General features: G+C 68.2%; 8 protein-coding genes and 1 pseudogene. 2 read left to right on the top strand and 7 right to left on the bottom strand.

What is annotated here, in order from left to right:
• Positions 1-139: 139 nt before the first annotated feature.
• Complete coding sequence (locus tag MANAM107_RS13040) at positions 140-7000, bottom strand: DEAD/DEAH box helicase (RefSeq protein ID WP_263421919.1); 6861 nt, start codon at positions 6998-7000, stop codon at positions 140-142.
• A gap of 218 nt (positions 7001-7218) precedes the next feature.
• Positions 7219-7488 (bottom strand): ribbon-helix-helix protein, CopG family, encoded by a 270-nt coding sequence (locus MANAM107_RS03375; RefSeq protein WP_223911129.1) that lies wholly within the window; start codon positions 7486-7488, stop codon positions 7219-7221.
• Between the two features lie 29 nt (positions 7489-7517).
• Between MANAM107_RS03375 and MANAM107_RS03370 the strand changes: the two genes are divergently transcribed.
• A complete protein-coding gene (locus MANAM107_RS03370; RefSeq protein WP_223911126.1) occupies positions 7518-7973 on the top strand; it encodes a hypothetical protein in 456 nt (151 codons plus the stop codon).
• A 332-nt stretch (positions 7974-8305) separates the two neighbouring features.
• Positions 8306-8542 carry a DDE-type integrase/transposase/recombinase gene (locus tag MANAM107_RS03365; protein WP_223911123.1) on the top strand — a complete coding sequence of 79 codons (237 nt, stop codon included), beginning with the start codon at positions 8306-8308 and terminating at the stop codon, positions 8540-8542.
• A 150-nt stretch (positions 8543-8692) separates the two neighbouring features.
• Here the strand turns inward: MANAM107_RS03365 and MANAM107_RS03360 are convergent, their stop codons facing one another.
• The 5 genes and pseudogenes from MANAM107_RS03360 to MANAM107_RS03340 form a co-directional block, all read right to left on the bottom strand.
• Positions 8693-10219: a UvrD-helicase domain-containing protein gene (locus MANAM107_RS03360; protein ID WP_223911120.1), complete on the bottom strand. Its 1527-nt coding sequence runs from the start codon at positions 10217-10219 to the stop codon at positions 8693-8695.
• Between the two features lie 7 nt (positions 10220-10226).
• A complete protein-coding gene (locus tag MANAM107_RS03355; RefSeq protein WP_223912820.1) occupies positions 10227-11552 on the bottom strand; it encodes an ATP-dependent nuclease in 1326 nt (441 codons plus the stop codon).
• Between the two features lie 414 nt (positions 11553-11966).
• Positions 11967-12080, bottom strand: a pseudogene (locus tag MANAM107_RS13205) (hypothetical protein); the annotation flags it as partial.
• 56 nt (positions 12081-12136) lie between these two features.
• A complete protein-coding gene (locus tag MANAM107_RS03345; protein WP_223911117.1) occupies positions 12137-17008 on the bottom strand; it encodes a class I SAM-dependent DNA methyltransferase in 4872 nt (1623 codons plus the stop codon).
• Positions 17008-20082 (bottom strand): helicase-related protein, encoded by a 3075-nt coding sequence (locus MANAM107_RS03340; RefSeq protein ID WP_373314068.1) that lies wholly within the window; start codon positions 20080-20082, stop codon positions 17008-17010. The genes MANAM107_RS03345 and MANAM107_RS03340 overlap by 1 nt, the downstream gene beginning before the upstream one ends.
• Between the last annotated feature and the right edge of the window lie 562 nt (positions 20083-20644).

Below are 20644 nucleotides of genomic sequence, written 5' to 3'. Positions count from 1 at the left end.
GTGCGGTGGCGGGTGTGGGTCGGTGGGGGCGGTCCGTCTGGTGGCACTCCTGGCAGCCTCTGGCGCTGCCTGTGCTGCCGGGCCGCTCTCCTCCCGGGGCGGCGACGGCGGTGGTCGGGATGCTCATGCGGCCTCCTTCTCACTGGGGCCCGGGACCGGTGGGCCCGCCAGTCCCGTCTCCCCCCGCGCCCAGGAGCGCGGCGACCTGCTCTGCGGCTGCGGCGGGGTCCTGGCCGGCGATGACCACATGCCAGCCGGCCCGCTCCAGCGCCTCGGCGTCGTCCTGACCGGCCTCGGCCAGGACGACGACGCGCCCGCCCTCCCAGGACAGGTCCGCCATGATGCCTCCTTCGAGCTCCTGCCCATCGGCCTCGTGGGCCACTCCTTGCGCCGCCAGGTGGGGCAGGAGGGCCAGGACGCCGGCGTCGGTCAGCTCGCGGTCGACGGCTCCCCAGCCCAGCCGGTGGAAGGCCTGCGCGGGGGACTCCTGGCCTGGTGCGGGGCGAGCACCTGGAGGGGCGCCATGGCCGGCAGGAGCGCGTGAGCCTGCGGGGGTGCCGCCTGGGCGGGGAGCAGCGGTGGGGGAGGCGCTGGGGTCCGGTCGGTGAGCCCGCCCCGGGGCCCTCGCCGCAGCCTGCTCCACCTCGTCTGCCACGTGGGCGCTCTCCCGGGGGCCGGCGGCGGGGTCGGCCAGGGCAACGGGCAGGAAGCGGGCCCTGGCCTCCAGCTCCTCCACGGCCCGGCCCGCGGTGGTGATCGTCACCGGGGTGTCGGCCAGGGGCAGCAGGTTGCCCAGGCGCAGCCAGGTGAGCCAGGCCTCGCGGTGGGCGGGGTCCTCGATGGCCTGGGCGGAGTCGTCGAGGACCAGGGCCATCTGCGCGGTCGAGGCCCCGTTGAGGCGCACTGCCAGGACGAGGTGGGGCCAGATGAACAGCGATCCGGAGGCCATGGAACCAGGACTGGAGCCGGCACCGGTGTCAGCGGTCTCGGGCAGTGCGAGCCCCGGGCGCAGGCATGCGGCGGCCTGCCCCAGTGCGTCGAAGCTGCCGGGGCGGAAGGGCTGATAGGACAGGGCCCCGAGGGAGGCTCCCACCATGAGCGGCCCCCAGGCGCTGTCGGCCAGTGCGCCCAGCGCGCCAGTGCCGTGCCCGTGGGGGCTGCCGCCGGCCGTGCCGAGGCCCAGGATCATGTCCTCCAGGAGGGCCATGGGCCCGCCCCGCCAGACCTCGACGCTCTGGTCGGTCACGGACCCCGCCTTGGCGGCCCCCACAGCGCCGTTCTTGAGCATGGTGACGGCCGGGTCTGCCAGCCACGGCGGGTTCCAGGCGCCGTCGAGGTCTGCGGCGGCCAGGCTGACCACCCGGTAGCCCTGGGAGCGCAGGCGCTCGCGTTTGTCGGCGTCCTCGGCCAGGCGGTTGTGCTCGTGGCTGGCGTGGTAGGTCCAGCCGTCAGTGAAGACGGCGATCATGGGAGTCCCGCCCGCGGTGGGGGCGAGCGCGGCTCCACTGGAGGGCTCCAGCATGAAGTCGGGCCGTGATCCGGCGGCATCCACTTGGGGGCGCATGCGCCACCGGCCGCCGTCGATCTCCAGGGCGGGGGCGCCGGAGCGGTCCGGGACGGTTCTCACTGAGGCGCTGGCCTCCAGGCGCCGGATCAACTCGACGCGGAAGCGGGCCTCCAGGGGGCTCTCGCCGTCCCCGTGGGCCACGGGCGCGTTCTGGACTGTCCACTGGGGGTGGCCGGGGTTGAGGTCGGCGATGGTGTCCTGCTCGCTCAGGCCCAGGATCTGGCGCAGGGCGTGCAGGGCGGCGGCCCGCGAGACCCCGCTGCCGGTGGTGCCCGCATAGGGCTGGAGGCAGTGGTGGCACATGTGGGTGCTGGTGTGGCGGCAGGGGCAGGCCTCCAGGTGCTGGGCGGCGCGCACCAGGAGGTTCCAGAGCGCGCTGGGGGCCTCCAGGTCGGTGAGGTAGCCGGTGCCTCCGGGGATGGTGTCGTGCAGGAGGAGGGCGGGGCGGGTCTCGCCGGGGTCGCCGCCCTCGGTGGGGTGGGGCGCGGTGGTGATGTCCAGGTGGGCCGGCGCCCCGCCGGAGACCAGCTCCAGGCCCAGGAGGACGGCGGCGCCCAGGGAGGCGGTGGCGGGATGGTCGGCGTCGAAGGCCAGCGGCAGGATGAGGGCGATGGCCTCGGTGCGCAGCTCGCGCATGAGGCCGAGCTGGATGACGTGCTCGGCGGGGTCGTTGCGGTACCGGCACCAGGGGCGGTGCTCGCGCGGGGAGCTGGTGCCGGTGTCGGTGTCGCGCTTGCCGCAGGCCTCGCACAGGCGGAAGCCGTGGCCGGTCTGGGGCCTGCCCCCGATCCGCTCGACGCTGTGCCCGCTGGTGGCCTGTCCGGTGTTGAGCCAGCGCAGGGCGAGGCCGCGGTAGCGCACCAGCCCGAAGCCGGTTCCCTGGGCGCTCCACTGGCGCTGGATGCGCCCGGGGTCGAAGTCGGCCAGGGGCAGCACCTCGAAGCGGGCACGGATGCGCTCATCGCTGGTATCCCCGATGCGGGCGTCGTCCTTGGTGACGTCGGCGAAGACGCGGGTCAGGGGCATGACGCGCCGGGCCCGCCCGATGTCGGCGATGGTGGTGCTCAGGCAGCGGGGGCAGTGCGGGGGAGGGGTGGGGGCGGCCTCCTGGGCGGGGTGGGTGTGGACGTAGCCGCAGGCCTCGCAGCACAGCCACCACTGGGCGCTCAAGGACAGATCGGAGTCGTCGATGCCGTCGACTCCCATCTCCATGCCGTGGGCGTAGAAGGTGGCGCCGGGGGCCAGCTCCGCCAGGGCCCGCTGGGAGGGGCGGTTGATGTCGTGGGGCTCGGTGGTCACCTCATCGGAGTCGGGATCGCGCCAGGACACGCGCGCCGCGAGCAGGACGGAGTCGTCGATGAGGGCGTAGTTGGGCAGGACCCCGCGGCGCTCCAGGGCCGAGATCCAGTACTCCTCGTTCAGGTCCTTCACGCGCTTGATGGCGGCGGTGTGGGCGGCTTGTGCGGAGCGCCAGGCCCGGGTGTCCTCCTCGCTGGCCCCCGGCATCTCGGCGGTGGTCTTGAGGTCGGGGAGGGCGGCCTCGATCTGGGTGATCTGGTGGTGCAGTGCCTCGGCCTCGCGGTGGTGCTCGGCGGCGGCGCGGTGGAGCATGAGGCCGGGCCCCTGCTCGCGGTCCCTCACCCAGGGGGCCAGGCGCCCCAGGCCCGGCGTGGAGTGAGGGAAGGTGGCGGTGAAGGCGGCGGCCAGGGCCGTGCCGTCGCGCTCGATGAGGTCGAGGAGGGCGGCGATGAAGGAGCCCTCGGCGGTGGAGCCCAGGGCGGTGCTGGCCCTGTGGGACCGGCTACCTGTGCCGGGCACGGTGGGGTCCTGGCGGCGGGCCATGTGGTCGATGACCGAGGCGAGGAACTGGCGGCGCAGGATCTCCTCGGCCCCAAGATAAGTGGAGGGCGGTGCCACGGAGCCGTTGAGCAGGTGGAGGGGGTCGGCCAAGTGGGGCAGCTGGCTGCTCCACCCGGGGACGTAGGCCAGGGTGAGGGCTGAGCCGTTGCGCCGCCCGGCCCGCCCGGCCCGCTGGATGTAGGAGGCGACGGTCTCGGGCAGGGAGGCGAGCATGACGGTGGACAGGTCGCCGATGTCGATGCCCATCTCCAGGGTGGGGGTGGCCACCAGGACGTTGGGGTCGCCGGGGCGCTGGGCGGCCCGCTTGAAGCCGGTCTCGACGTGCTCGCGCTCCTGCGGCGCCAGCAGGGAGGTGTGCTCGTGGGCGTCGACGCGCCGCGCCCGGCCCGCGGCGTACAGGTCCCGGTAGAAGCTGTGCCGGGGGTGGGGCTGGGCCTCCAGGCGTCCGTGGCAGGGGGCGCTCAGGCAGGGGGCGCCGTCGAGCTGGGCGACGATGGCGGGTGCCACGGGCAGCTGGCTGTGGCAGGTGGAGCACACCAGCAGCCCGCCCGTGGCGGTGGGGACCGGATCGCCGGCGTCCGTGTGGGTGGGGCCCGGCTGGTTGGAGCCCAGTGGGGCGGCCAGGACGCGGCCGGCGGGGATGGCGTAGACCCGCCCCTTGCTTCTGGTGGCGGTGGCGGTCAGGATGCCCGCCTGGGCCAGGGCCTCCAGGAGGGCGGGGGCCAGGCGGGCGGCGTGGTGGGCGCTGATGCCCAGGCACTTGCGCGTCCAGGTGGCGTACCAGGACTGGGGTGAGGCCACGGGAACAGCCGCGCTGTAGCGAGGGTTGGGCCGCCCTCCCACCTGGGGGAAGGCGGGAGCGGTGCGGCCGGAGGGGAAGGCGGGCTGGCCCTGTTCGCGCTTGCGCTTGTACCAGATCCAGGTGCGGGCGCTGTCCTCCTTCTTGTAGCGGGTCAGCCACTCGTGGTCGATGGCGCCGTCGCGGCGCATGCGCTCCAGGGTGCCGCGCGCCCAGGCCAGCAGGTCCCGCTGGGGCAGGCGGGCGAAGGCGGGCAGCAGGCCGCCGTCGTGGCCGGCGAGGGCCTGGTGGGCGATAGCGGCCAGGTCCTGGGCGCCGCCGGCATCCACGTGGACGGCGATGGAGCCGGTGGCCTCCAGGGTCCGACCGTAGGTGGTCTGCAGGCCCACCTCCAGGGCGGTGTCGAACAGCAGGCGGCGGCGCACCCGTGTGGTGGCGGAGCGCTTCTTGGCGCGGGTGGCCCGGGCGTCCCAGTAGGGCTGGAAGCCCTGATGGTGGGTCAGGGCCGCGGGCACGAGCCGGTAGCGGTCGAAGGCGTCCTCCGCGGCGGCCATGGCCGTATCCACCCACTCCTCCAGGGGCATCCGGGTGGTCAGGGCGCTGCGCAGGGCGGAGCGCAGGCTCATGGTGTGGGAGCGCTGATCGACGTACCCGGCGCGGTGGGCGGCGTCCTGGACGGAGTCGGTGAAGACGAGGGCTCGCTTCTCGGCGTCGTCGAGGCGCTCGTCGCCGAACAGGGTGGTCAGGCTCACCGAGAGCAGGGTGGCGACGGCGGAGCCGAGGAAGCGGATGACGTCGGTGCTCTCGCAGGAGGGGCAGCGGTCGCGGGTGGAGCCCTCGGCGATCTCCGCATCGGTGCCGGTGAGGGTCAGGACGGGCAGGATGCGGCCTTCGCGGGCCTCCTCCTCGTGGGTGGGGCGGCGGGCGAGCAGCTCGCGGTCGGCCACGGAGTACCAGCGCAGGCCGGGCACACTCGCCTCGGGGTGCTCCTCGCCGGCGGCCTGGGCGGCCAGGTAGGTGGCCTCCTCGCCGGGGGCGTGCAGGAGGGTGCGGAAGCGGGGGGAGCCCTGGAAGCGGTCGTGGCGGGCGGTGGAGTGGTCGGCCTTCTCGCTTTGGCCGGTGGGGGCCAGGGTGATGCCCCAGCCGGAGCGCCCGCAGGCTCGGCAGTACAGGGCGGGGCGGGCGGGGGCGTCCTGGTCGGTGGTGTAGGCGGTGGCCTCGTCATCGCCCCACCGGAACTCCGGCAGGCTGGATAGGGCCCGGTCGATGCGCGTGATCTCGCGGATCCACAGGGTGATCTCCACACTGACGGCGCTGCGGTCGGGTTGGCCCTCCAGGCCCGCCCGGATGGCGGACAGGGCGGCGAGCAGGGTGCTCAGGGCCATGCGGGCCATGGTGGGGTCCTCGCGCTGGGCGGGGGTGAGCAGGCGCAGGGCGAGGTCGTCCAGGGCGATGACCTGCTGGGCGGCCTCGATGATGTCCCGGATGGCGGGGTGGGCTTGGAGGGCGGAGGCCAGCAGGCTGGTGGGCGGGCCGTCCGGCCGGGTGGGGCTGGGGGCCTCCGTGCTGGTGGGGCCGGTGGGGCCGGCTGGGTGGGGCTGGTGGTCGGGCGGGGTGTGGAGGCAGTCGACGACGCCGGCCAGGAGGGAGCTCGGGTCGGGGGCGGTCTCGGGCAGTGCGGCGAGGGCGGCCAGGTCGGCGGGGCTGAGGGTGTGCAGCGCTCGCGGCTGGAGGCCGGCGGCCTGGGCGGCCTGGAGGTGGGATGCGGCCCACTGGTCCAGGGGGGTGCGGGTCTCGGTGATGACGGCGCTGGGGTCGAGTTGGCAGCCGAAGACCTCGTGGGCGAAGTGGAGGATGCGGGTGGGGTCCTGGTCGTCGCCGAGGGTGGCGGAGGTGGCCACGGGGGTGAGGGGCCCCAGGGGGGAGGTGGTGTAGGTCTCCTGGAGGGGGTCGTCGGCGGGCAGGTGGGCGCGGATGGCCAGGCCCAGCCGTCGCAGGAGCATGGCGACGTCGGTGCCCTGGGCGCCGTCGTAGGTGTGGAACTCGTCGAGGACGAGGTAGGTCAGGGAGTGCGCGGAGGCGGCCCACAGCTCCTGGTCCTCGGGGCGCAGGAGGAGCTGGTCGAGCATCTTGTAGTTGGTCAGGAGGATGTCGGGCGGGTTGTGGCGGATGTGGTAGCGGTCGGTGATGAGGCCCTGGGGGGTGACGCGGGAGCGCTGGTCGGCGCTGCCGGTGGTGTCCCCGGTGTAGAGGGCGGCGGTGACACCGGCCAGGGCGGGGTCGGTGGTGATGAGCTGGGCGATGCGGTGGGCCTGGTCGCTGGCCAGGGCGTTCATGGGGTAGAGGATGAGCGCCTTGATGCCGGTGATGCCTTGGCCGCGGGCGCGCAGGACGTGGTCGAGGATGGGGTGGAGGAAGGACTCGGTCTTTCCCGAGCCGGTGCCGGTGGTGATGATGGTGGGCTGAGGGCGGGGGCGCTCGGCGGTGAGGCGCTTGGTGCTCAGGCGCTGGTAGGCCTGCTCCTGGTGCCGGTAGGGAGGGAAGGGTGGGACCCAGTCCAGGGGGGAGTCGCTGGTTGTGGTGGCCCGGGAGGGCTGGTAGGGCAGGCGCAGGCGCACGAAGGGCCCGGTGAAGACCCCGCGCTCGGGGCTTTCGAGGAAGTCGGCCAGGGCGCTGCGGGACTCGGCGTCGGTCAGCGCGAAGGTCGTCGACAGGTAGTCGACGACGGCGCTGCGGATACGCTCGGCCTGGAGCGAGGGGAGCAAGGAGGACATGGGCATGTTCTGGTGGTGGGTGTTGCCGGGGTAGCTGCTGTCAGGACGAGGCTAACGTAGGGGTGTGACAGGAGAGTCTCGCCCGTACCGAGAGCGCTGATGTGGGTCGTCCTCGTCGTCGAGGGGACGGGAATTCAGTACGTGGGAGGCCGCGTAGTGAAGGGCGTCGTTGTCGAGTTTTGTCGCGGTGGTAGTGCTTGCGAGCGGAGGAGTGCAGTTCAGGCACTGTGTACCCACTGTTGTACGGCGGCTCGGACCGCGTCTGAGCGCGTGGTCAGGCCCTCAGCCTCGGCCTTCGCGGTGAGCGCCGCGAGGGTGGCCTCGTCGAGCCGGACCGGCACGACCACGCCGGGTCCCTCGCCCACCGGAGGGCGGCCGCGGCGCGGCCTGGGCAGCTGCGACAGGTCGTAACCGGCCTCGGCCTCGTCGGCCCAGGCCTGAATCTGCTCGTCACTGACAGTCTTGCCGTGCAGAAGACGCTTACCCACGCCAATAGCGTATACGAAACACTGGGCGGATGTCATTCCCAGTCAGCGCGGAGGAGAGGTGGCGGAGGCGCGCCGAGGAAGCCTCAGTGGTAAGTGCAGGGGTCGCCGAACGCGGGGATCCCATCATCATGGGACTCCCGCGGTCCGGCGGCCAGCGCGAGATTGGTGTCAACGACGACGGCGAGTTTCATGTGATGCCAGTATGCGAAGGATCCTGGGGGAGGAGGCGGGTTGTGAGGATTGCCGAGGAGATGCTCGACGAGGTCGAGAGCGCCCGTAACGGAGACGACCCGGATCCCGTGTCCACGGTCGATGATCCCCTCCTCGCGACGATCAGGGTTGCGCAAACACGTGCCCGCGCGGCTGAGCGCGCCCTCAATGAGGCGGTCATGCCCGAACGCGACGTCGGCCGGTCGTGGCAGGCAATTACTGACGTGCTTGGCATGACTTACCAGCGCAACAACATACATTTACACGTGCTTTGAGCGATCGTCGGCGTGTGCCCCGCGCCCAGGATCGCTTCAGCGGTCAGTCGGCGGGCCAGACCAGGATTGTGGTAGCGGGATCGACGCCAGGAGCTGCGGCGAGGGTCGGGAGTTCGGGACCGTCCAGTCCGGCGAGTTCTAATGCGGCCTGACCCGCGAGATGAGCCGACCGAACAGATTGCCCGTTAGCGACAGAGGCGTAGAATTGTGCGGCGTAGTTGATGGCGTCTCCATCGGCGATGCTATCGGCCATGCCGATAGCAAGAGGGGTGACGTCTGCGACGAGCTGACTGAATGCGCAGGGACTTCACCGCTAAGACGCCGGGAGCTACATGGATGAGGATATCAACTATATCCATAACTGGGCAGGGTTCGTCTATCTGGCCATTGTTCTTGACTGCGTCACAAAGAAAGTCGTGGGATACGCGATGGGCGACCATATGCGCACCGACCTTGTCCGCCAGTGCATCGATATGGCTGTGCGCAACGGTCCTACCGCCAAGGGTGAGGAGATCTTTCACTCCGACCGAGGTCTAAATGCACTTCCGAGCAGTTCTCGGCATGTCTGAACAGGTTTGGCATCCGGGTTTCGGTGGGGCGGAAGGGGGCGTGCTGGGTTAATTCCTGAGCGGCGTCCTTCAATGCCGCTCTCCCTTCGTCTCCGAAATTAGGTGTCAGATTAAGTGAAAGTCGACGATATGATGAATAACGCGAAAAACCTATACTTCAAGTCGGAAATGATCGGTTTCGAGGCTCGTCGCGCTGGTTAGAAGGCCGCAGAATTGTTTGGCGCGGGTGATGGCAACGTAGGTAATGCAATTCTCTTCTTCGAGTTCGTGAAGTCCTGATTCGAGTGCTGCAAGTTGTGTGCCGGAGAGTGCGACTCCGACACGTTCCCATTCTCTCCCCTTCGCCTGAAAGACAGTGAGTCCAGGAATGACCTTAGGCTGCCTGAGTCTTGCCGCCAGTCGAGCAAGTTCGTGATGAGCGATGCGTTCCTTCTTCTCCTCGAGACGGCGTGGCTTGCGTGCTCCGAGCCTCTTGAAAGTTTCACGTAGATCTTCAAGAACCTGAGCTTCGTCTCCACTGAGACTCAGACTCTCGATAAGTGGATTGAACATCTCGTCCTGCACTGCCAGAAACTGTTCGCGCTCAAGCCCCAGTCTTGCGATTGCGGTTTCGCGTCCGTATGACGCTGTACCGAGGCGAGCGCGTGTGATAACGTCCAAGAGAAGATTCAATGCCGCATCTGTTGCGTTATTCACTGTTCGGAAGGCAAGCGGTAGAACGTTGTTGCCAACCGACCACAATTGACCCCAGGTTCGAGCGAGTGCGACGTCTATCTCGTTGCTAGTGGTGTGAGGTAGAATTACACTGGCACCGGCACGTAGGTTGCTCGCTAGTTTAGGCATTTGGTCACCGAGGAACCTGAATGACTCTGATTGTTTGTATTCGATAAATGGGTCGGACGTGCTGGTCAGTAGGCGCTTTACTACCTCCGGCTCAGCGCCTCTCCACTTGTACAACGCCTGCCAGGGGTCGCCAACGAGGGTCACAGATAGCCCGGCCTCGGCAGCTAAGTGGGCGACACAAAGATCGAGACTATCTCCGTCGTATACCTCGTCGATGACTAAAGCCCGATACCTCTCAGAAAGCCAGTTCGATGCGAGTTGTCGAAGATCCTCCTGTCTTACTGCGGACCACAGGATGCTGCGAACGTCTTCGTGACTGACGATCCCTGCCCTTAGAACTTCTCGGTGATCCTTAACGCGCCCAATCCCTGTGCGAGGCTTCGTAACTTTCTGGCCTGTTGAGACGACAATACGATTGTGATCTAGTTGGGCTACTCGCCTGTAGCCCCCGGCCTCTAGGTACCGAAATCCTCTGAATCCATTGTAGTTGTCGCGCACGTCTAGAGTGTCGATGCTGTTTGGCCAGGTTATCTTTCCCTCACGAACAAGATGACTAAGGAGGTCAACATGGAGGTGGTCGAAAGTAATGACGCAATGAGGGGCTTTGATGCAGTTGTCGCCCCATTTGAGTTTGACTCGGTGTCGCAATTCGTCGGCGGCCGCTCTGTTGAAAGTTAAGCCCGCTACGCCACGAAGGTCACCTGCTTGATATCGAAGGTAGCCGTAGCGCTCTGTGGCGATCGTCGTCTTGCCGCTGCCAGGCGATGAAATGACGTTGACGAGCCGATCAGTCGCGGCGGCGGCAAGTACCTGGGCGTCGGTCAGTTTGATCATCGATGGCTCAGACGAGGTTATCCTGTGGAGCCGTGCTGGGCTCGGTGCCGTCGTAGAGCCAAGTGAACATTTCACTGATGTGACTCGGTACCACGACGGCGTTCAGATCTTGATCGATCAGTCGCGCCAGTTCGAGGGCGAACCTGCCTTTGTCCTTGGAGTGGTTTATGAAGAACTGGTCGACTGTGTTGAGATCAACTGGATCTGGTGGGTTGAGTCCGCATTTTTCGAAGGCTTTCTTGATGAGTTCCTCGTTTCTGTCGACCAGTGAGGGTTCCAGCGTTGGCCGGGACCAATAGAAGCGTGCCGACTCGGAGTTGAGTTCTGCGTGCCAGGCAGGCGGCTGTGGGTCGGGAAGCGGTGTATCGCGTCGATCCGTGTCCGCTATAGCGGCGACACGGGTGACTAGTTCGTGGTGCGGCGTCGCAAGCAGGCGGATCGGCCATTGGCCAATCTTGTGGCCGACAGGAAGAATCGCGAGGGAGTCGATGAAGCCGATTCTTCTGGCGTCGCCATTGGCCCAAGCGCGCCCTAGCAACCTAAGGATACTGGCCTCCGTGACACCCTCAACGACAAGAAGGCGGTCAGCAAACAGCGCGGCTGATCGCGTTGCATCTAGGTGTAGTCGAGTTTGCTGGAATAGGTGAACCTTCAGGTCTTCCTTCAATGGAAGGTCGGAAAGTCGGCGCGATATTGTGCGATTTTCAGCATTCTTTCGTATGACGACAAGCTCCTCGGGATCACAAGCGGCAGCGAGATCGGCGGAGTGTGTCGTCACAATTATCTGAATATCGGGGCGCTCGTCGACAAGGTTGCGCAGATAGCGAATGAGGCCATATTGAAGTTGTGGGTGGAGGTGTGCTTCTGGCTCTTCGATCAAAATGGTTGCATGAAAGAGCTCTGGATAGAACGAATCGGCGTCGGCTTCGGCGGCCGCTTCTGTCTGGGCCAGTCGCTCTCTTGCGGCTTCAGCGAGAGAGTCTGGCGTGGGTGCGTGAGTGGACCTTGCGCTTTCGCTGCCTTTGCCTATGTTGCTGGGCGAATATGCGGGTGGCGTGGCGGTTCCTGTGTCCGGGATTCCTGCGAGAGTGACGGCTATGTGAAGCAAGTTCACATAGCCGAGGCTCGACACCTGCAAGCGGCGGGCTGCTGCTCGGTCTGGGACTAACGTGACGAGCATTTCGAATACTCGGGCGAGGTAGGTGTCATCAACGATCTGTGTGCCTATGAATGCGTGATGCTCCTGGACTCCGCCGCTGATGATTCTGAGGTTTTCGGCGATACGATCTTCAACATTTCTCACAAGGGAGTGGCTGGTCAGCGAGCTGAGCATTCCCTCGGCTTGGGCTCGTAGGGATCGAAGCCCGCCGGTCTCGGGGTGTCTACGTTCGTCGGCGCGAAGCAATTCAAGAAGAATGCGAGTGTCGCGCCTCGAAAGATCATCTACTGGGTTTCGCAGTGCTGGAAGGTGCACGAGCCGAATGCCGTCGTAACCGTCGTCCGTTGCATCTACCCGCCCTGCGCGAACCTGGCCTAGTGATCGTTCAAGTGGCCGCTGCCATTGTGGTGCTGCAAGCCTTCGCCGTCTCCGATACTGGCCAAATGAGCCTTCCTGGGATGAATCAACTTCGAACGCGTACTCGATATGGACGCTTCGCGGAGTCGGCCCCAGGGCGGCCGCGTCTATAGGGGCGAGCCGAGGGAAGCGATGCGGATGTGCCAAGGCAATCGCCTCATTGATCGTTGTCTTTCCTGAACCATTGGGGCCGAGGAGCAAAGAGAAGCGTCCACTTAGTTCGCAAACGATCGGAGTGTTTGCGGAGGCGCGATATCCTTCAACTTCTATACGTCTGAGATGCATGCGTTTCGTTCTTGTTCGGGGAGTTGGTGGTGTCCTGCTACTTGTTTCGTATTCTATTAAACTTGTGTTGCCGTGGTGAGGGTGGAATGGACGGTGCGGAAGTCGGATTCGCGGTCGCGGGTGCGGAAGGGGAGGGAGTAGACGTAGGACACGCCCGAGCCCGGGTGGGTGTGGGTGCGCTCATCCAGGGGCATGTCCGCATCCGAGGCGGGGCGCTCGCGCTTCTCCCACGCCTTACGAACAGGAGTCGGAACCTGGCGGCCATTCGCATCATACACATACGCGCCCTGGCCCCGACCATGATCATAATCGTAGAGCACCGCGAACTGGGTGCGGTAGATCGTGCACAGATCCTCCACCGGGACACCCAGCATCACCGCCACCATCACATCGATCTCCACCTGAGCATTCCGACGATCCTCCGCCCGGCGCAACGGCACCCCAGGAGACCACAACGGCCCCACTGGACGCTCATCATACCGAGGAAGAATCGGAGCATCCCCTGCGAAACCATCCTCCCAGCACGACTCCCACAAGTCCGCATACGCCGCCGTCAGGCAATTAAGGCGCAAAGCCCGAAGGGTCACTCGTGAGACAAGTGGGTGCTGTAGATTTAACGAGGGCAGTCTGTCGAAGTCTGTTCCATGGATGTCATTGCGGCCGATGGAACGAATGAGAAAATCGCCGAGAATGGATGAAGTGGAGCCGAAAACTCCTGCTAGTTCTCTGGGGTATTTTGCCGTATCGATCAAGCCTGCTGAATAGACGGTGTGGGTGTGTGCTACTCCCGGTGCGATGAGGGCGGGAATGAGTGTGCGTTCTCCGGTATTGGCGGCCATTCGGCGCCACGCGATGCGGTAGTGGTCGTGGGCCGAGGACTCGCCCCAATGCGTGTAGAGGCGGTCGTAGGAGGCGCGATCGCCCGCAGGCTTATAGGCCGTCACCGGCTCGGCATTCGGCGGCAGCGCCTCCACATCCACCGAGGTCCAGTCCTGATTATGCTTCATCGTCTCGTTCGGCTGCTTGTACAGTGGCGTCGAGACATGCAGATGCGGGCCCTGCAGAATGGCATCCTCCCAGGAGGCCGAACCCCACTCCTTGACGAACCGTCCCTTCTGGCGGTCGATCGACTCATCCCAGCCGCGAGAGAAGTGCAGGCCCACGCCCGCGAGACGCGGGCTCTCCGCCAAAGTTGCCAGCGTGCGGGCAGCCGCCGAGTTCACCGTGTAGACCATCGGCGTGGACTGCCAGTCCTCCGCCTGCGTCACCGACTGCCAGGTCTGCAGCGTCTCCCTCGTCACCTGCTGGATACGGGAGGCATGCGGCCGCAAGTCCCACGTGCCCGTGTGTGGGTCCTTGAAGCCAGGCTCCTCTCCGGACCCATCGTGGGCCAGTGACCGCAGTACCGTATCCGGGTGGTAGAGAGACGTTGCGTGCAAGAACGATGGGGCCGTCTCTGTCCCATAAACATGTATTCCGTAAGGGTTGTGGTGGTCGATGTCGAAGAGTTGGAGCTCGTTGACGAACTGCCAGTGCCGACGCAGCCTGCGGTAGGTCGCCGCCCGCAGGCCCGGGGTCTTCGCATCCGTGAAGTGGCTCTCCATATGGATGAGCCCCGAGACGCCATGCCGTGCCTGATGCTCCCACACGGCGCACATGAAGGCCCGGTAGAGATCGGGCTGACCGCTCAGCAGGGGATACAGGGCTGGGTCGCTGAGGATCTCCGCCAGCACCACCACCTCCGAGGTGCCGCTGATCACCAGCTCCTCCATGCCCGGGCGCGCCAGGGTCTGCTGGCGCCGCGCATCCTTCTGCGCCACCGAGGGCTTGCCCGCCAGCACCCACCACGGATCCCCCTCCGCCAGCAGGCCCTCCACATCCGTGCGCGGCCGTACCCACGGCGGGTTGCCCACCTGCAGGTCAAAGCCCCCACGGGCGAAGACCGGGGCGAAGTCCAGCTCCCAGTGGAAGAAGCCCTGCTGCGCAGCGATCTCCTCCACCACCCCCAGCCACGGGTGGGCCCGCCTCACCTCACTCACGCGCAGCGCCCCACTGAACTGGATCTCCGTGCGCTCAGCCACCTCCAGCTCATCCCAGGAGCCCGCATCCGCCAGGCTCGCCGCACCCGCAGGAACCAGCGGGCTCGCCTTCCCACCCGTGCCCAGCAGCCCCTCCAGGGCGCCGATCCACTTCTCCAGGTCCGGGGGTGCCACCTCGGGCCGGTTCAACGGCCAGAACCACAGCGCGCACCACGCATCCATCACCAGCCGCAGGCGCCGGTATGCCGAGGACTCATCCGCCAGGAAGCCCTCAATCCGCTCCCGGCTCACCCGGGAGGCAGGCGCCCTATCCTCGCCCTCACTGCCCCACAGCACGATACGGCGAGAAGCCTCCGCCTCCGCGATCCGCAAGCGCCGCAGCGTTACCTCCCACAGCACCTCCACCCGGGCGGCCAGCGCCGTCAAGCGCCTGGCCTGCGCCGCCGTCGGCGCCTTCGTCACCGAGCGGCGCCACGCCTTGAGGGCCTTGAGATGCGCCGCATCCACCAGGTCGCGCACCTGCTTGGGGACCTCCACCGCCGAGCCCCAGCCCGCCGCAGGCAGCAGGAAATGATGAATCCGGTGCGAGACCTCCACCGCCGAGCCCACGCGGCGCACCGCATCCGGGCCCGCCGCATCAAGGGCACTCCCCACCCGGGACAGCGGCTCGGGCACCGGCGCCGTCGAGAGCCACGCCCTCTTCCTCAGCGCCGCCACATCATAGAGAGCCCGCTTGGCCCCCACCAGGGAGTTGCCGCGCCGCAGCCGCAAGCCGAACCACGGGGCGCTGAGCCCCTCCACCATCGTGTCCAGCCACAAGGACACCTCCGCCAGCTCCACCGCCGTCGCATTCAGATCCACCCCATAGACCCGGTGCAAGGCGATGAAGGCCTTCACCTTCGCCAGCTCCCGGGGCCGCTCCTCCGGATCCACCCGGCGCCCCAGCTCCCGCTCCCGGCGGGAGAGGTACTGCTCGGCCAGCTGGCGCACCGCCTCGATCGCGAAGGCCCCCGAGCCCAGCGCCGGCTCGCACACGCTCAAGCCCAGCACCTCCCGGGCCGTGGTCACCCGGCCATCCTGATCCAGCAGCTCGGCCAGCGCCTGCTGCACCGTGAAGCGCGTGAGCACCTCCGGGGTGTAGTAGCTCGCCGAGCGCTGCCGATCCCGGCCCGAGAGGCGGAACACGAAAGTCCCCGGCTCATGGATGACGCTGCGGCGCTCACCGGTGACCTCATCGACCCTCGTCACCATATCCGCATCGCTCAAGCCCTCAGCCACCTCACGAGGCACCACCCACGAGCCCTTCGACGCATCCCCGCCCGGGGCCACCTCCCACAGGCGCTCCGTGGCGAAGGAGCCCGTATAGCTCATCAGCCCCTCGTAGACCGCGCCCAACTGGTTGATGCCCAGCTCCACATAGCTGATGAAACCGCGCCCCGCGCCCGACTCCCCCCGGGTCAGCAGCAGATGGCGCAGCACCCGCAGCATCGCCTCATTGCCCAGGCCCACCTCATCGATGAGCGCAGTACTGGCAGGGCGGAACAGGTCCGCGCGCATCGGCTGGAAGACCAGCCCCGAGAACGGCTCGGCCTCCCCATCCCCAGGCCAGGGCCCCGCCGCGCCCCCCGGGCCCCCAGCACCGCCGGCACTGCCAGCATTGCCCGCATCCGCATTCCTGCCCCGATCCACCAGGGCGAACAGCAGCTCCAAGGACTCATAGACATGCGTGCCCGAGCGCGAGGACTCCTCATGCAGCTCGCGCAGCACCAGCTCGCGCAGACGATCCAGCCCATAGCCCGCGTCATACTCCTGGGCCCCCACCGGCAGCACGCCCAGCTCCGGGCTCGCCTCCGCATACAGCAGGAAGATGATCCGGTACAGGTAGCGCAGGCACTGCAAGGCCAAGGGCTGGGCCTGCCCCTGCTCCAGAGGCTCCAGCCCCCGGGCCACCCGGCGGCGCACCACCTCATTGGCGAGGATCTCCACCGACAGGCGCACCCCCTCGCGCAGGTCCTTCGAGACCCCCACCGTGTGGGCCGCGGAATCCTCCAAGGTGGTCGACCACCACGTCTCGCCCTGCGCCGTCGGCAGCAGCGAGCACGCCTCCAGGCAGGCTAGCGCCCGCTCCACCTCCCCGCCCCTGGTCAGCTCACTGCGCTCAGCCACCAGCTGGACATCCACCGCCAGCCACCGGCCCTCCGGCCAGCGCTCCCGCTCCACCACCAGCGCCCACCGGCCCGCCAGCACCAGGGCGAAAGCCGGACCATGCTCGTCAGTCATCAGCACCGACAGCGCCCGCGAGACCGAGACCACCGGCTCAGCGCCCTCCAGGGGGCCCGAGGCCGGATCGGCCAGATCCACCGGCACCCACGGCGCCGCCAGGCTCGGCGCATCCTTGACCAGCAGATCCTCCACTGTGGCCGCGGGGCGCGCCCGCACCAGCGCCGCCGGCGCCGGCCCCTCCGCCCCCACCGGGCGCACCAGCGTCACCGGACCGCACTCCCACAGGCCGAACTCGCCCGTGGAGTAGCCCAGAACCTCACGCAGCAGCCCATCGAGCTCCTCCGCCGCCGGCTCACCCGCGCCATCCGGTGCCCCACCGGCCAGTACCGCCGGCGCCGTCGGGCCAAGGCCCGCCGCGCCGAGAGCCCCCGGGTCCTGGCCCGGCGCCCCCTCAGGCGCGGGGAGCTCGGCCAGGAGGGACTCCAGGCGGGAGTGCTGGGCCCGGAAGCGCGAGCGCGACGTGGCCACCCCCTCGGCCTCCGCCGCCGCCCACTCCTGGCGCCGCTCCAGCACCCGCGCCATGAACGAGCCCTTGGTCGCCTGAGAGGTGAAGTAGTGCTCGCTGATCCAGTCCTCGCCCACCACCAGCGCATCCGACACCGCCATCAGCGGCCCCCTTCCCTGCCGAAGTCCTGCGGAACCACCACCAGCAGCGGGCGCACCAGGGAGTGCGCCGGCCGATGCAGCTCCATCAGCCGCCTCTCCTGGGCCACCGAGAAGCGATGAGAGCGCAGATGCCGGTTCTGCACCAGCACACCCGCCTCATCATCCCAGGCATCGGCCCGCTCACCCCAGGCCTTCACGCGGTCCTCGGCATCCTGGCGCGCCACCGCCATCGTCATCCGCATCTGGGCCGCCGCCGCATCCACCGCCGGGCCTACCAGCGCCGTCAGCAGATCCAGATGCGGCACCGGGCCCTCATTGGTCAACGGCTCATCAACCCCCACGGCGCGCAGCATCTCCTCGGCCGACTCATGCACGCTCACCGTGGACGGCCCCCTCACAGGCCGCCCCGCCGCCACATCCGCCAGGGCCGCCGCCACATCCATGAAGGGGAAGGCCACCGAGGCGCACACCATGCTCACCGTGCGGCCCGCCTTGTTCGTCAACGTGCCCAGCATCAGCACCGTCGGTGCCTCCACCGACCCCGGACGGCCCCGCACCGCGAAGACAGAGCCGCGCCCCAGGCGCGCCAGCACACGATCCCCCGCCCACTCCAGCACCGGGTGCAACGGGCCCAGGTAATGGGCCTCAGGCCACGACGACCCACTGGGGTCGCGCAGGGCCTCCGCCAGCAGGCGCGCCCCCTTGCGCTGAGAGGTGGCCAGGCGCAGCAGATCATGGACACGCCGCTGGCGCACATAGCTCTGCGGCAGCACATCCATGCGAGCACGCAGCCCCGGCGGCGGAACCAGCTCCGCCACATGCTCACTGCCATGCTCCCGCCAGGACACGCCCCCGCCACCCGAGGCCAGCGCCGACTCCTGCGGGCGCTCATAGAGCTCCGTGAGCGCCTCGCGCAGGAAATCCACCTGCGAGTCGTAGAGGATCGAGGCCGGCAGAGGCGCGCGATCCGGGGCCTGCTCGCCAACCGGTGCGAAAGCAGCCGAAGTGGGTAGGCCAGTGGCGGACGCGGTGGAAGGGGACGATGCGGCGTCGTCGGGGCCCGCTGCCTGAACGGGTCCCTGACCGGGGGCCTGAGCCCCCGTCAGCCGGGCGAACAGGGCCGCCATCGGGTCACGGGTCAAAGCCTCCTCAACCCCCGGCACCACCAGGTCGATATCGCTGCCCGACTGCAGCGCCTCCCGGATCGCCGCCTCCTCCTTCTCACCGGAGTACAGGCCCATGAGGGACGCCGCGTCCCCCAGCGCCCGATGCGCCTCATCCTCCTTCTCCATCAAACGCGCCAGCACCCGCACATCCCCACTGAAACGCGCATCCGACGGATTGAGCAGCAGCGTCGTGATCTGCGGGGAGACCTCCTGGCCGTAGCGATCAATACGACCATTCCTCTGCTCGATGCGGATCAACGACCAAGGAATATCGTAATGGATCAGCTCATGGCACTGGCTGTGCAGATTCACGCCCTCTGAGGCCACATCACCGGTCACCAGCACCCGGATCGGGGAGTGCGCCTGGCGGAACTTCTCCACGATCGCCTGCTGCTCCACATCCGACAGCCCGCCATGGAGCACCCTCACCGCGCCCGAGGGCATGCCCAGATCCTCCTCCAGGCGCCCGCGCAACCAGGTCAAGGTCGCCACCCGCTCGGCAAAGACCACCGCCCGCTCCTCACTGCGCGGCCCCACCCCGATGCGACCCAGCTCCTCCAGCAGCGCCCGGTACTTGCCCGACTCCGCGGTACTGGCTGCCTGCGCCAGCTCGCGCAGGCGCACCAACGCCCCATGCTCACCACCGCCCTGGGCGGCCTGCGGGCCCGAGGCCCGCGACCCGCGCCGACGCAGGCGCTCGTCAATCGTCTGGATCAGCGCCGCCGGGGAGGACAGGAACGCCTTGGCCAGCGTCCAGGAGAACAGGGCATCCCCGCGGGTCCTGCGGCCCCAATGCGCTCCGGGCGCTGCGGGCGCCGTGCTCCCAGCGGGGGAGAGGGACGCAGGGACGGCGCCCCCGGCGGCCGGTGCGTCGTCGCGATGAAGCCAGGTGCGCGAGAGCTCCGAGGCCACCGCATCCTCCGCCGGGGACGGCGCCACCAGGCGGTTGACCGGCGCCAGGCGCTCCTTCCAGCGCCCACCCACCACATCGCGCACCTCCTGGGAATGACGGTGCCGGCGGATCACCAGGCGGGCCACCTCCGCCTCATTCAACGAGCCATCCGCGTTGACCGCCGTCGGCTCCAGAAGACGGATCAGCTCCGCGAAACTCCGAGGGTCCCCATTGTGGGGCGTGGCCGAGGCCAGGATCAGCGCATCCGTCTGGCGCGCCAACAAGTCAGCGAGCCGATGATTGAGCGTCCCCTTGTTCGTGACATTATGGGACTCGTCAATCACCACGGCATCCCAGGTCTGCTTGCGCAGATGCGCCAGGTAGCGGTCATTCTTCAGCGTATCGATCGAGATGATCGCCCTGGGGAAGACGCTGAAAGGATTCCGGGTGGCCGGGACCCTGCGGCGCACCCGCTGGATCCCCTGAGAGTCCAGGCGCACGAAGGGCAGGGCGAAGCGGGTCCACATCTCATGCTGCATCTGCTCCAGCACGTGGCGAGGAGTGACGATCAGCATGCGATCCCCGCGGCCCCGGCGCACCAGCTCGGCCAGGATCATGCCGATCTCCAGGGTCTTGCCCAGACCCACGGCATCAGCCAGCAGAATACGCGGGCGCAGATGATCCGGGTCCAGGGCCTGGCGCACCGCCCGCAACTGGTATGCGAGCGGATCGGCCAGCACATCGCCCACCACCGCCAGGTGTGGGCTCGCCGCAGGCAGGGCCGTCTTGCGCAGCGTCGCCTCCAGCCACAGGCGCGACAGGCGATGACGCGTCGAGGTATCCGCAATCACCCGCGTGCGGCGGGGGTCCACCGGCTCGATCCGGTCGATCCCCGCGCTGAACTGGGCAGTGGTATCGCGCACCAGCTCCGAGAGGCCCTGGACCGTGACCAGCAGGCCGTCGGAGGTCGAGGAGACCTGAGTGACCAGCCAATCCTCGTCACGCACCCGCACCACCGATCCGGGAGCCAGTTCACGAGTTGAGGCCGGGGATGAGGAACGAGACCCAGGAGCCGAGGACGGCGGCGGGGGAGCGGAAGCAGTCATGGGAGAGTCGGGAGTGGGAGTGGTGGAAGGGGACGGCGCTGCGGCACGTGCCGAAGATACGAAGGACTCGGAGGGAGGCGCCGGAGGGGCCGGGTCCGCTGGCGGGGCGCCGTCGGCCACGGGCATGGACGAGCCCTGGGACACGCGCTGTCCCAGAGAGCCGGAGGGCGCAGCATCACACGAATCGGCACTGAAAGGCACGATCGTGATTATAGGTTCGGCCAGGATGGCCCCGGGTGCAGGAGGAAGGTGCCCAGCGTGGGCAAGGCGTGAGGGGCTGGAGTGGTCGAGTCCCAGGATCATGCGGCGTCGGCGCGGTCGATACCGGGGACCAGGACCGGGCGGCCCGAGGCCGAGGCCAGCGCGTCGAGGTAAATCGTGACGATACCGTCACCTTCCGCCGGGCTGCTCCGAGGTGTGCCGATTCGCAACTCATCCCTCCATCCCGCGCCCGGGGCGCCGAGGCAGAGGA

Origin of the sequence: Actinomyces capricornis (assembly GCF_019974135.1) — a bacterium.
Classification (GTDB): domain Bacteria; phylum Actinomycetota; class Actinomycetes; order Actinomycetales; family Actinomycetaceae; genus Actinomyces; species Actinomyces capricornis.
This window is presented reverse-complemented; position numbering and strand designations above follow the sequence as displayed.